Origin of the sequence: Ochrobactrum sp. RH2CCR150 (genome assembly GCA_014138095.1) — a bacterium.
Classification (GTDB): domain Bacteria; phylum Pseudomonadota; class Alphaproteobacteria; order Rhizobiales; family Rhizobiaceae; genus Brucella; species Brucella gambitense.
Genome location: JACGXE010000009.1, coordinates 159,909 through 173,940, shown reverse-complemented (window position 1 = coordinate 173,940; position 14,032 = coordinate 159,909). Strand labels below are relative to the sequence as shown.

The following is a 14,032-nucleotide window of genomic DNA, read 5'->3' as shown; positions in this document are numbered from 1 at the left end:
CACCGGCAGAGATCTTCCGTCAGAAACTTGTCGCAAACAGACATCGATATGAATAAACTCTAACTCTAAAAGTCGCGGTTCAGCATGAACTCACACCGCAAAGTTGAAGTGTCCTGTTTCTGCAAAGTTGGAATGTCACACTCCCCGGGCCTGAATGATGCCTGGGAGATTGCAGATGGGATTGATAGCGATGAGCGAGCGGGATCTGCAGCGGATCGAGACTTTGTCGAAGGTGGTTGCCGGCCGGATGACCACGGTGTCAGCGGCGCATGTGCTTGACCTGAGCGAGCGCCAGGTGCGCCGGCTGCTGGAGCGTATACGGACTGGCGGCGCGGCTTCGATCCGGCACAAGGCAATCGGTCGGCCGTCGAACAACCGGATCAGCGACGGGGTTCGCGATTATGCAATGACGCTGGTTCGCGAACGTTATGCGGATTTCGGGCCGACGTTGGCCACGGAGAAGTTGGCTGAGCGCGATGGCTTGCGGGTGTCACGCGAGACGGTGCGCGGTTGGATGTCCGAGGCCGGACTGTGGCTGTCGCGCAAGCAGCGTCGGACGTTTCATCAGCCGCGGTTGCGGCGAGAAGCCTATGGCGAACTGGTGCAAATCGACGGCTCGGAACATCGCTGGTTCGAGGATCGCGGACCGTCTTGCTCTCTGCTGGTATTTGTCGACGATGCGACCGGTCGGTTGATGCAGTTGCGCTTCGTGCGTTCCGAAAGTGCCTTCACCTACTTCGAGGCATTGGAGCTTTATCTCAAGTGTCATGGCGCTCCGGTTGCCTTCTATTCGGATAAGCATTCAGTGTTCCGGGTGGCGAAGAAGGATGCCAGAGGTGGTCAGGGCATGACCCAGTTCGGGCGTGCACTCTGCGAGCTAAACATCGAGATTCTCTGTGCAAATTCCAGTCAGGCCAAGGGTCGGGTTGAGCGGATGAACCGGACGCTGCAGGATCGCCTGGTCAAGGAGCTCAGGCTTTCTGGCATCGACAGCATGGAGGCGGGCAATGCGTTCTTGCCGGGCTTCATAGAGGAATACAACGCGCGTTTTGCAATCGTCCCTGCCCGTTCCGACGATCTGCATCGGCCGCTGAATTTGGCGCAGGATCGGTTGACTGACATCCTGTGCAAGCGCGAGCAGCGCTATGTTGGATCGCAGCTTACCTTTTCGTTTGAGCGCAAGCGGATCATGCTGGAGGAGTCCACGGTGACGCGTGGCCTGGTTGGCCGCTATGTCGAGACCTATACCTATGCGGATGGTCGGCTGGATGTGCGATGGAAGGGACATTCCCTGCCCTATCAGGTGTTCGATAAGGACCAGCGGGTGACACATGCGGCGATCACCGAGAACAAGCGGTTGGGTGATGTTCTGGCCTATATCAAGGAGCGCCAGGAGCAGCAGGACAAGCCGAAGGTGAAGAGCAGCAGTGACAAGAATGGCTACGTCAAACGGGCTCGCGGACCGGGCCGGCGGAAGGATTTCATGAACGATCCGGCAGTAATCGCACAGCGCCAGAAAGCACTGTCGCGACGGCAAGCTGCGGAGTGAGGCGTCTCAAAGCTAAAGCCGAAGAGGTGTGTCAGTCACCCGCCCCGGCCAGCCCTTGCAACCCGGACCAGCCGGTCAGGCCGGGGCTGAGCGCCGTGCCAGAAAGCCTCACGCGGACATTTCTACTTTGCAAATCGGCAGACATTCTAACCCTGTCGCCACAATGCGTAGGCTTAGGGTGGGTTCTAGCTTGAAGCTCGACTTGTGGTGGTTTCAACAAGCGAGTAACTGCAAACGACATCGATATGCGACCTACTTCAAATCGGTGTTATCGAACGACGTCGGATCGATCGCATACCAGCGGTTAGCTTGAGCTGTTCTCTCTCATTATGATAAAAGCTCTCCGCCAGCCCTTCTCGCCATCGTTTTGGAAAATTCTGGTCAAAGTGCCTGTCGAACAGCGTTAAAAGCAGTGTTGCCGCCAGAAGGATGCCCAGAATCCAGACATAGGTGTTCAGATGGCCAGCCCGATTGAGACGACCGATTAGGTCATCCCATCCAGTCCCGGCCTTGGTATGCACCAAGATACGCAGACCGGCATCAAACCATGGATAGGTAAAATCGGCGATTTCAGCGCGGTTTTCCGTGATTGTGAGATTGGTGACAGCTGCATCAATCTTGCCTTCCGAAACGGCCTTCATGAGGTCGCTGTAGTTCGGGTATTCCACATAATGCGACGTAATATCGAGACGCGCGGCGATGTTTTGCCAGATATCAATCGCCATGCCGGAATAGCCATTGCCTTCATTATTCACGAAGGGTTCGCTGACATAGACGCCAACTTGCACCGGCTTTGATGGTTCGGTCGGCCCTTGCGCATTAGCGACTCGCGAAAAAGCCGATAGAAACGTAATAAAAATGAGAACGGATAAAATCTTATATTTCAAATTATAAACTAATAACAAAAACATATTCCCATCCGATTATAAATTCGACTGGTAATCGGATAATATGATTACAGATTTACATTTATATATCAACTATACTGTATAAATTTAAGCATTACCTCATAATGCACGTTGAAGAATTGCCGCTGCCTCGGTGTTTTTGGCAACGGAAATGCACCCTGCCCGTATGGCTGCTCATGCAGTCGATCTCATCAACGATTGACAAATTCTGCGCTTGATTAAAATCATTCCCTCATTGCCCGCATCGTGAGAATGACTGAAACGTGTTTGGAGCGTGGAACGGTCTAAGACCAAAGCAGCATGTAATCGTCGTGTACATGTTGTATGACCCAACACGGGTTCCAGCACTCGCGTTTTTGACCAGTTCCTGGTCATAACGCTCATCAAACGGGCATTCCCGGCCCGCTGGCTGGATGGGATAGAAGGTAGAGTATAGATGTTGGAAGCACGCATTCGAAACGCTTCGCTGCGAGACAAGATTATTACCCCGGAACAGGCGGCCAGCCTCATTAAGGATGGCATGATCGTCGGCATGAGTGGCTTTACCCGCGCCGGCGACGCCAAGGCCGTTCCAGTTGCAATGGCGGCTCGTGCGGCAACCGATCCTTTTCAGATCACCCTTATTACCGGGGCTTCGCTGGGACACGACGTCGACAAGATCCTGACGGAAGCCCATGTTCTCGCACGCCGTATGCCGTTTCAGGTTGACCGCACGCTGCGTTCCGCGATCAATCGCGGCGAGGTCATGTTTATCGACCAGCATCTGTCCGAAACGGTCGAGCAGCTGCGTTCCAAACAGATCGGCCCGATCGATTACGCAGTCGTGGAGGCGCTGGCGATCACCGAAAGTGGCGGTATCATCCCAACCACCTCGGTCGGCAATTCGGCAAGCTTTGCTATTCTGGCCGATAAGGTGATCGTCGAGGTCAATCTCAACCACCCGATGGCGCTGGAAGGCCTGCACGACATCTATATTCCAACCAAGCGCCCTACCCGCGATCCGATCCCGGTTACGGCCTGCGACAGCCGTGTTGGCCTGCCTTACATTCCGATCCCGGTCGAAAAGATCGTCGGTATCGTCATCACGCAGGAGAATGACAGCGCTTCGACAGTCGAACCCGCCGATAGCGAAACCATCGCTATTGCTGGCCATCTGATTGATTTCCTGAAGGACGAAGTGGCGCATGGACGCCTCGATCTCACGCTCAATCCTCTTCAGGCCGGTATTGGCACCATCGCAAACGCTGTGCTCAATGGCTTTGCCGATAGCCCCTTCCACAATCTGCGCATGTATAGCGAAGTGCTGCAGGACAGCACTTTTGAGCTTTTCGACGCTGGAAAGCTGGATTACGCCTCTGGCGCTTCGATCACGCTCAGCCCGGCAGTTGGCGAACGCGTCTTCAACAATATCGACCGCTATCGCGACAAGCTGATCCTGCGCCCGCAGGAAATCAGCAATCACCCGGAAGTCATCCGTCGCCTTGGTATCATCGGCATCAACACGGCGCTTGAATTCGACATTTATGGCAATGTGAATTCTACCCATGTCGACGGCACGCATATGATGAACGGTATTGGCGGTTCAGGCGATTTCGCGCGTAATGCTTATATCTCGATCTTCGTCAGCAAATCGGAAGCCAAGAACGGCGCCATTTCGTCTATCGTGCCGATGGTCACTCATGTGGACCACACGGAACACGACGTCGATATTCTGGTGACCGAACAGGGCCTTGCCGATCTGCGCGGCCTCGCCCCGCGGGAACGTGCCCGTGTCATCATCGACAATTGCGCTCATCCGGATTATCGCGACCAGCTTAATGATTATTTCGAGCGCGCCTGTGCGCGTGGCGGTCACACACCGCACCTTCTGGAAGAAGCCTTCAGCTGGCATACACGCCGTCGCGAGAGCGGCAGCATGCTGCAGGGATAATATCCCCGCCTGTGGTGGCTGGCGTTCAAAACCGGCCACCAGTCACCCTGCCCGCTTGCAGATCGAGCGGAACCTTCTCCAAGTCAAAACGTTAATCGGCATATCGTTTTCTAACTGGAAACGATCATGCTGCGGTAGAACTGGGAATCTTGCCCCACGTTTTCCGTATAATGTTAGTCTGGCGTTCTGGAGGAGCGGCCGTCGGACATAAAGAACACCAGTGCCGTTCCTGGAAGGTTCAGAAAAGCTATGTCCATCCTCATCAGCCTTCTGATAACAATTCTTGTTATCTTCCTCGTGCTTTATCTCATCAACATGCTTCCGCTTGATGCGAAGGTGAAGCAGATCGCTCAAGTTATTGTGATCATCATCGGCATCATCTCGCTTTTGAAATATCTCGCCGTTTTCTGACGATCGTCGCGCATCGGTTGCGAGCGGCTTGCGTGAGCGCTCGTAATTGAAAAATATCCAAAAATTATGCACTTGTCGCAAGACAACACTCTCGACGTGAGACGAGTTCTTTCGGAGCGTTATGGCCATCTGCGCGCTTCGAAAAGCTCGTCTCCGTCGCCCATAGGCGGTTGTTTCCGGCTTTCCCTTATGTTAGCCATTGCAACTATCGGTTTGATTATTCGAAAATCCCGATATTCGCCCAATCCCCCCAAAGTATAATTTGCTTGATCAGTCTTAGGCTATAAAACCCTAAATTGTGTCTTTCGGGAAACTGTTCGTGGAAAAGTTGCAATTATACAGTTTGGCACCTTTTCCTTACGGGCGGATGCTTTTATAAGCCCTCCAGTTAATTGCTCCCTTAACGTAAGGTTTCGTGTGACAATTAAATAATCCTGATCCAGGGACGGGGAGTTAGGAAATGAAAGCAGCGCTATGGAAAGCAGGAGTGATAACTCTTTCTGTTGTGTTGTTTTCTGTGTCCCTCACCTGGATGATTGCTGCCCTCTCTGGTGAACGGCCGGGCATTGTCGCGCTGGCGCTGAGTTCCGGCATTCCCATTGCCACGGCCTTCCCGTCGCTCGCCTATATTTTCCGGCAGCATAACAAGCTGAAAGACGCCTATAACCAGCTTGAAAAGGCTCATGTCGAATTGCAGGCTCGGGCGCGCGTGGATCACATGACGGGATTGCTCAATCGCGAAGCGCTGTTCGACGCCATGAAAATCATCAGATCGCGTATTGAAACCGGTGTACTGATGGTCATCGACGCCGACCACTTCAAGGCTATCAACGATACATTCGGCCATAGCGCTGGCGATCGCGCATTGAAGCTGATCGCATTTGCCTTGCAGAATGTGACACGCAAGGGCGATCTGGTCGGGCGTATCGGTGGCGAGGAATTTTGCGTCTTCTTGCCGGGTGCCAGTAGTGAAACGGGTGTGCGCGTAGCGCAGCGCATCCGCACCGAAGTGGAAGGCACGCCCTTTAACTCGACAGAATATCAGGTCTATCCGCTGACGATCAGCATCGGCGTGGCATCTGCTCCAAAGACCGAGAGCAATTCGCAAGTGATGAGCCGTGCCGACCGCTGCCTTTATCAGGCCAAGCAGCGCGGGCGCAATTGCGTGGTTCTGGACGAAGAAAGCGCCCGACTGGCGGGCGCTTCCGTTGTTTCCATCACCAATGGCCGGGAAATGGCACGCGGCTAATTTATGCTGATCGTTAGTCTACCCACGGCGTGACTTCTTCCTCAGACCACCCGACCGGAACAAAGCCCATTTTCTGATAGAGCTGCAATGCGCGCGGACTGTCCAGCGTATTGGTATGGATGGTAACCTTCTGCGGTCCATGAGCCCAGGCGGCGGAAATTGCTTCGCTGAGGAAGAACTTGCCCAGCCCCCGCCCCTGAAAATCGGCCATCAGACCGAAATAGAGGATTTCAGCCGTTTCCGGCATCGCTGTCAGATCCAGTTCCACAAAGCCAGCGGGATTGCCATCCGCGTAAAGCACGTGGATTGCACTCGTATCCGCGTGGATAATGCTGGCCACTTCCGCATCGCTTTGCACCCGGCGCATCATCCAGTGATGCTGCCGACCGACCTGCTCATAAAGATAGCGATAGAAATGCACTGGCATGTCGCTGGCCCGCATGATGGCGAGCCTCACGCCAGACGGAACCGGCACGGAAAGCGACGGTCGCGTCTGCATTTCCAGATGCGTAATGCGGGCTGTAAGTTTGTCGACCATGATCAGTCGGCTTCGCCCGTCACCACCGGCGTATCCTGCCTGCTGCCCCATTCGCTCCAGGAACCGTCATAGAGCCGGTTATCCTTATGGCCGAGCGAGGCCAGCGCAAGCATGATGACCGCCGCTGTGACGCCGGAACCGCAGCTTGTGACGACTGGCTTGGCGAGATCGACGCCTGCCTTGTCGAAAATCGCACGCAGACTATCCAGATCTCTCAGCTCGCCATTCTCCGATAGCGTGCCGACAGGAACGTTGCGCGCGCCCGGCATGTGACCGGAACGCATGCCCGCACGCGGTTCGGCATCCCGTCCGGTAAATCGTCCGGCGGCCCGCGCATCGGCAACCTGCGCGCGACGCTCATCGACGATCTCCCGCATTTCCGGGAAAGCAACAACGCCAGCCTGATCGAAAGCAGGCGTGAATAGCGAGGCTGCAATCTTCGTCGGCTCGCCGGTCACGGGATAACCTGCTGCTTTCCATCCGTCGAAGCCGCCATCAAGAACGAATACATTCTTGGCGCCCATCACGCGGAACATCCACCAGACGCGCGGTGCGGCGAATATGCCGGGGCCGTCATAGACGATGATCGTCTCGTCGGCGGTGATGCCCATCGCGCCGACATGCTGCGCGAAGAGTTCCGGCGATGGCAAAGTGTGAGGGAGACCGGAGTCCTTGTCGGCGATCACATCCTGATCGAAGAAGACCGCGCCCGGAATATGCGCTGCATGATATTCCTCCAGGCCGTTGCGACCCGCGGCGGGCAGATACCAGGACGCATCTACAATCGCTACTCCCGGTTGTCCGACGCGTTCTTTCAGCCAGTCGCGTGAAACGACAAATGCGCTCTTCTCAGCCATGATCATGCTCCTCAAATGCTCAAGCTTCTGGCAAGGCGCCGAAACGAATGCGGAAACGGCGGTTTTCCTTGCCCTTCTTCTCGATCTTGCCAATGTGAATTTCGCCCACTTCCTGCGTTTCGGACACATGGGTGCCGCCGCATGGCTGGGAATCCACCGAACCATTTTCACCAATCGCAACAAGCCGAATGCGGCCAAGCCCGACGGGCGGACGAACATTCTTCGATTTCACAATATCGGGGTTGGCGAGGAATTCTTCATCGCTGATCCAGTTGATCGAAACAGGATCATTGGCTTTGACCAGCTCCATGATCTTTTCGGTCACGAATTCCTTCGTATAGGTCGGATCTGGCAGATCAAAGTCGACACGGCTTTCATCTTCGCCGACTGCCGCACCGGTGATCGGGAACGGACAGGCGACGGACAAAAGATGACAGGCAGTGTGCATACGCATCAGCTTATAGCGGCGCGGCCAATCAATATGCAGAACGAGCGTTTCACCGACTGTTGGTGCTGCCTGCCCTTCGGCTGGCATATGGACGATTTCATTCTTGGTTTCACCGGTAACGGTGGCTGCGATTTCGATCCGCGATCCATCGGCGCGCTCAAAAAAACCGATATCCCCCGGCTGTCCGCCGGAGGTCGCGTAGAAATTTGTCTGGTCGAGAATAATACCGCCAGTCTCGGTAATGGCGAGAACCTTGCCCTCCGCCGTTGAAAGATAGGAATCTTCACGGAAAAGCGCATCGGTCTCATAGGCCATTGTTTTATTCCTCGAATGGGATGTCTATTTCGGTTATGGTTTCCAGCCAGCCCGGCACCGGCAGGTTCTTGCCGCGCAGGAAGGATGGATTGAACATTTTCGACTGGTAACGATTACCATAGTCGCAAAGCACCGTCACAATTGTGTGGCCCGGACCGAGATCTTTTGCAAGCCGGATCGCACCGGCAATATTGATGCCGGAAGAGCCGCCGAGGCAAAGCCCCTCATTCTCCACGAGATCGAACACGACATCGAGCGCATCGGCATCCGCAATGCGATAGGAGAAATCAGGCGTAAACCCTTCCAGATTGGCCGTTATACGCCCCTGCCCGATGCCCTCCGTGATCGAATCGCCTTCCGATTTCAATTCGCCGGTCGTGTAATAGGAATAGAGCGCCGCACCATAGGGGTCAGCGAGCCCGATCTTGATATCAGGATTGTGATCCTTCAGGCCGAAAGCAGTCCCGACGAGTGTGCCGCCTGATCCGACCGCCGCCACGAAACCGTCGACCTTGCCGTTGGTATCGCGCCAGATCTCAGGCGCAGTGGTTTCGATATGCGCCTGACGATTGATCGGGTTATCGAACTGGTTGGCCCAGATCGCGCCATTCGGCTCGGTTTTGGCAAGCTGTTCAGCCAGCCGCCCCGACAGGCGCACATAGTTGTTGGGATTGCGATAAGGCGCAGCCGGAACTTCGATCAGTTCTGCACCCAGCAGACGCAGCGCATCCTTCTTTTCCTGGCTTTGCGTTTCCGGAATGACGATCACCGTGCGATAGCCGAGCGCCTTGGCGACGAGGGTCAGGCCGATGCCGGTATTGCCTGCCGTGCCCTCAACGATGACACCGCCCGGACGAAGCAAGCCGCGTTTCTCTGCATCACGGATAATATAAAGCGCTGCACGATCCTTGACCGACTGTCCCGGATTGAGGAATTCAGCCTTGCCGTAAATCTCGCAACCGGTGATTTCGGAAGCCTTCTTGAGACGAATCAATGGCGTGTTACCAATTGCGTCTAGAACCGATTGGAGCATAGCTTCCATCCTTCATCTTTGGCCGAGCTGTTTGCCCGGAAAGTATGAGGAACTGCCCTGCCCTTCAAGGAAGGATGGAATAATTTTCCACGCCAACCGGCAAACTCAATCCACAAAATGTCTGTTCAAAAGAAAAAGCCGCCCGAAATTGGCGGCTTTTGTAAAAGATGTTCCGAAAACGGTTATGCAGCGCGCTGTCCACCGCCGCCATTACCGTTACGGCGCTTGCGACGAAATGGACGCTTTGCCTTCGGTGCGGCTTCGCCAGTCGCATTGGCATGGCCACTTGCGGAAGCGTGGTTGCCTGCACGATGTTCGCCCGGCTTCTGCGCTGGACGACGATGCTGCTGCGGCGACGGACCCTTGCGATGCTGCGTCTTCTGCGGCTTGTCCTCACCCACAATCGAAATGCGCGGCGCTGCTGCTGGTGCCGGTGCAAGCTTGACCGGAGCATCCTTGATCGGAAGCTTGGTGCGGGTCACGCGTTCCACTGCGCGCAGCTTCGAGTCTTCGGTCGCCTGATCGTACAGGGTGATCGAAGCGCCGCTGGCGCCATTGCGCCCCGTGCGGCCGATACGGTGTACGTAAGTTTCCGGCTCGTCCGGGAGGTCGTAGTTGACCACATGGCTGATGCCGGGAACATCGATACCGCGCGCGGCAATATCGGTTGCAACCAGAATGCGCAACGTGCCATCGCGGAAGCCGTTCAGCGCGCGCTGGCGGGCATTCTGCGACTTGTTGCCGTGAATGGCAGCAACGTCGAACTTGTCACGTTCAAGGTGGCGCACGACCGCATCGGCACCATGCTTGGTGCGGGTGAAGACGATAACCGAACGCATGTTCTTATCCGCCAGCAGAGCCGACAGAAGACGACGCTTTTCCTTGGTCGGCACAGGATGCACAACCTGGGTGATTTCGGCAGCCGTGGTGCCCTGCGGTGCAACTTCCACACGAACCGGATCACGAAGCAGGCTGCCTGCGAGCGCTGCAATTTCCTTCGGCATGGTTGCGGAGAAAAGTGCGGTCTGACGGTCGGCATGGGTTGCCTTCGCAATACGCTTCACATCATTGATGAAACCCATGTCGAGCATGCGATCGGCTTCATCGAGCACCAGCCAGCGGGTCTGCGACAGGTCAACCAGACCGTCTCGCATCAGATCCGTCAGACGGCCCGGCGTTGCAATCAGTACGTCAATGCCGGGCGCGATACGCTTGATCTGCGTCAGCTTCGATACGCCACCAAGCACGAGCGCGGTCGAGATATGCGCGGTCTTGGAAACGTTGCGGATCGTCTGTTCGATCTGGACGGCCAGTTCGCGGGTCGGCGCCAGAACAAGCGCGCGCGCTGTCTTCGGACGGCGCTTGTCGCCAAGACCGATGATCTTTTGCAGGATCGGCAGGCTGAAAGCAGCAGTCTTGCCCGAGCCGGTCTGCGCAATACCGAGAATGTCCTTGCCTTCCAGCTGCGGCGGGATCGCCTGCGTCTGGATCGGCTTCGGTTCGGTCATGCCAGCAGCTTCTACGCCCTTGAGCAAAACGCCGGTGACGCCAAGAGCGGCAAAGCCGCCCGTATTTTCATTTGTCAATTCAATCTCTTTCGGCGGCACCGCACATCTGCGGTCCGCTTTCAATGCCGGGAAAGCGCAACTTGCCCGAGCCAAATCCGTATTTATGATAACGACGGGACGCCGGGAAAACCCCTGGCGACTTGCGCAGCCGTGCCCGAGCAGATCTCAGGTCCCCTCCGCTACCAGACCATTCCGGAAGACAGAGGTGTGACGCAACAAGTCCAATGCCGGGAAAGCCGACATCTAACGTCGGCCCATGCGCCTGCCGCCCATATGGGGTGGTTTTGCCAAAAAAGCAAATGTTTTCGCTTTAGACTTCAGTTCAAATGATGAAATCAGCCAGAACCTGATTGTCTGTAATGTCCTGATAAGCCCAGCCGGCCTCGCCGAACTTCTTTTCCAGAAGTTTGAAGTTGGCGGCATCCTTCGTTTCAATGCCGATCAGCACCGAGCCGAAATTGCGGGCGGATTTCTTCAGATACTCGAAGCGCGCGATGTCATCTTCCGGCCCCAGTAGATCGAGGAACGAGCGCAATGCGCCCGGACGCTGCGGGAAGCGGAAAATGAAGTATTTCTTCAGGCCCTCAAAGCGCAGTGCCCTTTCGCGGACATCCGGCAAACGCTCGAAATCAAAATTGCCGCCCGAAACGACAATCACGATACGCTTGCCCTTGAGTTCGCTTTTCTTGAAATCCTTCAGCGCATCAATGCCCAATGCGCCCGCTGGCTCCAGCACGACGCCTTCAATATTGAGCATTTCAATGATCGTGGCGCAGAGCCGGTTTTCCGGAACCGTTATGACAGACTTTGCGTCAAAGCCTTTGAGAAGCTTGAAGTTTTCCTTGCCAATCTCGGCAACTGCCGCCCCGTCAACGAAATTATCGACATGGGCAAGCTTGATGCGCTTTCCCGCTTCCAGACTGCCTTTCAGGCTGGCCGCACCCTTCGGTTCGACAAAGCGAAACGCGGTTTTCCAGCCAAGATCGGAAATATACTGCGTCACACCGCCGGAAAGCCCGCCGCCGCCAACCGGCAGCAGAACCAGATCCGGCTTCTTGCCCTCCGGCAATTGCCGTTCGATTTCCAGCGCGACAGTCGCCTGACCTTCCACAATACCCGGATGGTCGAAGGGCGGCACCATGACGCCCTTGTTGCTGGCCGCAAATTCCTGCGACGCAGCATAGCAGACGTCAAAAATATCGCCGATGAGCTTGATTTCGATGAATTCACCGCCAAAAGCGCGGGTCTTGTCGATTTTCTGCTGCGGCGTGGTCACCGGCATGAAAACAACGCCCTTGCGACCAAAATGGCGGCAGACGAAAGCAAAACCCTGCGCGTGGTTGCCTGCCGAAGCGCAGACAAACACGACATTCTCGTCGGTTGTCTTGACGGCCTTGGAGATAAAATTGAAAGCGCCACGAATCTTGTAGGACCGCACCGGCGTCAGATCTTCGCGCTTCAACCAAATCTCTGCGCCATATTTGCGGGAGAGATAGTCGTTGAGCTGCAATTGTGTTTCGGGGAAAAGCGCACGCATTGCCTTTTCGGCCTGAGCCACGGATTTGACGAAGGCGGTCATACTGAAACTCTCTTCATTCCTACTCGGTGTTCACATCGCTATACGGATTTGCCAATGCAAACAAGGATGAAGGGAAATGCCAACCTACCCCACGTAGTAAACAGTGACGATCTTGCGGTCTCCGAAGACCACCAGCGGACCGTCATTCAGCAGTTCGAACAGCACGGCTTCGTTCAGTGGAAGCGGGATTGTTATTTCTTCGAGGTAAAGCGCGTGGCACGAAATAGAGCGCTCTCTCTGTAATTCGCGCTGCATCAAACGTAGCGCGGCCTCGGCTTCTGGCCGCTGGTCCTGACGGAAAAATCCGCCGCACCAATCCTGAACATGATCATAGGTGATTGTGTAATAGGTTACAGTGTCTGTCATACCGGTCACCCCCCCCAAAGCACTCTCGCGGTACGCCCCCGCATTGTGCCCTTCGATCTTTGGTGATCAGGGTGTTAGTAACCGCACTGCGACGGCCTCACGACCTTTGGCTTCAGAGAAGCTTGGACATACGTCGCAAGCACCCTGACCATAAAGGACGAAGGTTCGGCGCCTTTCGGTGACGCCAACCACGCAGTGATAAAGGGGTTACTAAGCCCCAGACCGCCGCGTAGCGGTCCAGCTCTAGGCGTAAATCATTCCTGACAGCTTGTCATATCCAAAATTCGTCAGCTGACAGGCTTTTGCGGAAATAGTGGCATCTGGCGCGAACCGATCAAAATCATGGCCGGGAAAACGCGCCGATCATACCGCTTTTCTATTTTAGAACATAAGGATATTCGATAATTCAGCTGTAATTGCTGACAAGCTTTCTGTCTTGAAATCAACGCGCAAATCATGACATAGAAATCCTGTCGCTGCGGTCGTGGCGAAACTGGTATACGCAACGGACTTAAAATCCGTCGCCTTTTAGGCTTGCGGGTTCAAGTCCCGCCGACCGCACCACAATTTTTCATACAAAAGCCGCCGTGTTTTCCCGGCGGCTTTTGTTTTGATGGAATGTCGTCAGCCGTGCAGTTTGGCGGTGATTTCAGCGACACGCTTGCCCTGAAAACGTGCGCCTTCCAGTTCCTGTGCCGATGGCTGGCGTGAACCGTCGCCGTCTGCCGTCGTCGTCATGCCGTAAGGCGCGCCGCCGCGCACCACATCATTGCCCATCTGCCCCTGATAGGCATAGGAAAGCGGCACAATGATCATACCGTGATGCTGCAACTGCCACTGCGCCGAAATCAACGCCAGTTCCGCGCCGCCATGCTGCGTCGCCGTTGAAACCATCACAGAGCCGACCTTGTTGAGCAGCGCACCCTTGGCCCACAGACCACCGGTCTGGTCGAGAAAATTCTTCATCTGCGCGGCCATCATGCCGTAGCGGGTCGCAGTACCCAATATAATAGCATCATATTCGACCAGATCGTTCGGCGATGCGATCGGTGCGTCCTGATCGACCTTATAATGCGAGGCCTTAGCGACATCGAGCGGAACCAGTTCGGGCACCCGCTTGATCGTGACTTCCGTGCCGCCTTCGCGCGCACCTTCTGCCGCAGCCTTGGCCATCTGCTCCATATGCCCGTAGGACGAATAGTACAGCACCAGAACCTTTACCATCTGACGTCTCCGTTTTCGGTTTTGCGGAACCCCTTTTCCGCATTCACTCAACTAGAG

13 protein-coding genes and 1 tRNA gene are annotated in these 14,032 nt (G+C 55.5%); 5 read left to right on the top strand and 9 right to left on the bottom strand.

What is annotated here, in order from left to right:
- Positions 1–175: 175 nt before the first annotated feature.
- Positions 176–1,549: an ISNCY family transposase gene (locus FHW03_RS18375; protein WP_182521918.1), complete on the top strand. Its 1,374-nt coding sequence runs from the start codon at positions 176–178 to the stop codon at positions 1,547–1,549.
- A 257-nt stretch (positions 1,550–1,806) separates the two neighbouring features.
- Here the strand turns inward: FHW03_RS18375 and FHW03_RS18370 are convergent, their stop codons facing one another.
- Complete coding sequence (locus tag FHW03_RS18370) at positions 1,807–2,460, bottom strand: transporter substrate-binding domain-containing protein (protein ID WP_182521917.1); 654 nt, start codon at positions 2,458–2,460, stop codon at positions 1,807–1,809.
- A 433-nt stretch (positions 2,461–2,893) separates the two neighbouring features.
- Between FHW03_RS18370 and FHW03_RS18365 the strand changes: the two genes are divergently transcribed.
- From FHW03_RS18365 to FHW03_RS18355, 3 genes are all read left to right on the top strand, one after another.
- A complete protein-coding gene (locus tag FHW03_RS18365) occupies positions 2,894–4,387 on the top strand; it encodes an acetyl-CoA hydrolase/transferase family protein (protein ID WP_182521916.1) in 1,494 nt (497 codons plus the stop codon).
- A gap of 249 nt (positions 4,388–4,636) precedes the next feature.
- Complete coding sequence (locus FHW03_RS18360) at positions 4,637–4,798, top strand: Thivi_2564 family membrane protein (protein WP_010660091.1); 162 nt, start codon at positions 4,637–4,639, stop codon at positions 4,796–4,798.
- Between the two features lie 460 nt (positions 4,799–5,258).
- Positions 5,259–6,047 carry a GGDEF domain-containing protein gene (locus FHW03_RS18355; protein WP_182521915.1) on the top strand — a complete coding sequence of 263 codons (789 nt, stop codon included), beginning with the start codon at positions 5,259–5,261 and terminating at the stop codon, positions 6,045–6,047.
- Positions 6,048–6,060: 13 nt separating this feature from the next.
- Here the strand turns inward: FHW03_RS18355 and FHW03_RS18350 are convergent, their stop codons facing one another.
- The 7 genes from FHW03_RS18350 to FHW03_RS18320 all read right to left on the bottom strand — a co-directional run bounded on the left by FHW03_RS18350 (position 6,061) and on the right by FHW03_RS18320 (position 12,751).
- On the bottom strand, positions 6,061–6,585 hold the full coding sequence (locus tag FHW03_RS18350) for a GNAT family N-acetyltransferase (protein WP_182521914.1): 525 nt from the start codon (positions 6,583–6,585) through the stop codon (positions 6,061–6,063).
- A 2-nt stretch (positions 6,586–6,587) separates the two neighbouring features.
- Positions 6,588–7,442 carry a 3-mercaptopyruvate sulfurtransferase gene (gene sseA / locus FHW03_RS18345; protein WP_182521913.1) on the bottom strand — a complete coding sequence of 285 codons (855 nt, stop codon included), beginning with the start codon at positions 7,440–7,442 and terminating at the stop codon, positions 6,588–6,590.
- Between the two features lie 19 nt (positions 7,443–7,461).
- Positions 7,462–8,205: an alanyl-tRNA editing protein gene (locus FHW03_RS18340; RefSeq protein ID WP_182521912.1), complete on the bottom strand. Its 744-nt coding sequence runs from the start codon at positions 8,203–8,205 to the stop codon at positions 7,462–7,464.
- Between the two features lie 4 nt (positions 8,206–8,209).
- Positions 8,210–9,238: a cysteine synthase A gene (locus tag FHW03_RS18335; RefSeq protein ID WP_182521911.1), complete on the bottom strand. Its 1,029-nt coding sequence runs from the start codon at positions 9,236–9,238 to the stop codon at positions 8,210–8,212.
- Between the two features lie 182 nt (positions 9,239–9,420).
- A complete protein-coding gene (locus tag FHW03_RS18330; RefSeq protein WP_377515151.1) occupies positions 9,421–10,824 on the bottom strand; it encodes a DEAD/DEAH box helicase in 1,404 nt (467 codons plus the stop codon).
- 304 nt (positions 10,825–11,128) lie between these two features.
- A complete protein-coding gene (gene ilvA, locus FHW03_RS18325; protein WP_151591475.1) occupies positions 11,129–12,385 on the bottom strand; it encodes a threonine ammonia-lyase IlvA in 1,257 nt (418 codons plus the stop codon).
- A gap of 84 nt (positions 12,386–12,469) precedes the next feature.
- The gene (locus tag FHW03_RS18320; RefSeq protein WP_182521910.1) at positions 12,470–12,751 is read right to left on the bottom strand and encodes a hypothetical protein; all 282 of its coding nucleotides are present in this window, start codon (positions 12,749–12,751) and stop codon (positions 12,470–12,472) included.
- A gap of 478 nt (positions 12,752–13,229) precedes the next feature.
- Between FHW03_RS18320 and FHW03_RS18315 the strand changes: the two genes are divergently transcribed.
- A tRNA-Leu gene (locus FHW03_RS18315) sits at positions 13,230–13,315 on the top strand.
- A gap of 60 nt (positions 13,316–13,375) precedes the next feature.
- Here FHW03_RS18315 and wrbA read toward each other — a convergent pair.
- Positions 13,376–13,975: an NAD(P)H:quinone oxidoreductase type IV gene (gene wrbA / locus FHW03_RS18310; protein ID WP_182521909.1), complete on the bottom strand. Its 600-nt coding sequence runs from the start codon at positions 13,973–13,975 to the stop codon at positions 13,376–13,378.
- Positions 13,976–14,032: the final 57 nt, after the last annotated feature.